Origin of the sequence: Microbacterium sp. B19 (assembly GCF_000333395.1) — a bacterium.
Classification (GTDB): Bacteria; Actinomycetota; Actinomycetes; order Actinomycetales; family Microbacteriaceae; genus Microbacterium.
On the sequence record NZ_BADA01000050.1, the window covers coordinates 1 to 1571 of the forward strand.

Below are 1571 nucleotides of genomic sequence, written 5' to 3' on the forward strand. Positions count from 1 at the left end.
ATCGCCATCGCGCAGAACAGGACGACGAGGAAACTCAGCCCCGACATGCCCACCCACGACGCGACCTCGGCGAACGGACCGTTGACCTGCGAGACGCCGATCCGGCCCCACGGGAAGCCGCCGTACGGCCACGAGCCGACGATCTGCTCCCGCAACGTCCACAGCCCCGCCACGAGCGCCGGGAGGAGCACCGCGCGCCCCACGAGACCCGGGGCGATCCGCGGCATCCACCGATACGCCAACGCGATCGGCACGGCGAACACGGCGGTGAGCAGCGACTCCAGGACCGACAGGGCGATCCACGGGATCGGTCCGAGATAGCGGGCCGTGAAGAGCAGGTTCACCGAGAAGAAGGCGGCGCCGAAGAGGAAGCCGACGAGCACCGCCGACCACACGCGCCGACCCGCGAGGGCGACGAGCGCCATCGTCACCGCGGGGAACGCCATGGGCCACAGCGCCGGAGCCGGGAACGCGGTGACGAGCAGCAGCCCCGCCGCAGTCGACAGCGGTGCGGCGAACGCCAGACGGACGATCGGTCGCGGCGGATCGGCGAGAGGCACCCGACCAGCCTAAGCCGCGGGACCTGCGCCGACCCTGATCACGCCGAGGTGTACGCGACGATGCCGCGGCGAACCGAATCCAGCGCCGTCCGCGCCGTCTTCGCGAGCTTGGGCTCGGCCACGAGCGAGATCTGATCGAGCAGGTCGATGGTCTGCTTCGCCCATCGGACGAAGTCGCCGGCCGCCATGTCGGCGAGGGTCAGCACGCTGTCCAGCGGCAGCCCGCGAGCCCAGCCGTGCATCGCCGGCGCGAGCCCGGACGCCGGTGTCTCCGACCCCGGCAGGCGGTGGTCGCGCTCGAGGTCGTCCAGCTCCTGCCACAGCGTCTGCGTGGCATCCAGGGCTCCGCGGAAGGGTCCCCGCGGAAGGCCCCGCTCGCCCGGACCCGCCTCGTCGCGGCGCGGTTCGTACACGAGGCAGCACGCGAGCGCGGCGAGCGACGGCGCGTCGAGCGCGTTCCACAGGCCCTGGCGGAGCGACTCCGCGACGAGCAGGTCGCGCTCGCCGTAGATGCGGCGCATCGTGCGTCCGGCCGGCGTGAGCGTCGTCGTGCCGTCGTCGTCGATCTCGACGTACTCCAGCGCCGCGAGGACGTCGACGACCCGGTCGAACACACGCGCCACCGTCCCCGTGCGCTGGTCGATCTGCTGCCGCGTCTTGTCGGTGGTGCGCTTGAGCTTCCAGTACCGCTCGGCCCAGCGGGCGTGGGCCTCGCGATCGGGGCACGAGTGGCACGGATGCCGCTGCATCCGGCGCCGCAGCGACTGGATCTGCTGCTGCCGCTCGTCGCGCAGGCGCCGGGGCGCCGTGGCGTCACGACGGTTGATCTTCTCGAGGTCGGACAGCTCGCGGCGGATCGTGGAGTATTCGCGGAAGTCGCCGCGGTCGCACGTCATCGCCGTCTCGTAGCCCGCGAGCGACTCCTCGGCCTCCTTGACCTGCCGGGCGAGGCCCACGACCGAGCGGTCGGCCTGAACTGCGCGAACGACGACTCGAGGATCTCGCGCGCGC

2 pseudogenes are annotated in these 1571 nt (G+C 72.2%); both read right to left on the reverse strand.

Features of this window, described 5'->3' with window-relative positions:
• Nucleotides 1-560, reverse strand: a pseudogene (locus I5G_RS01880) (apolipoprotein N-acyltransferase); the annotation flags it as partial.
• A 38-nt stretch (nt 561-598) separates the two neighbouring features.
• A pseudogene (locus tag I5G_RS01885) lies at nt 599-1571 on the reverse strand (RNA helicase); the annotation flags it as partial.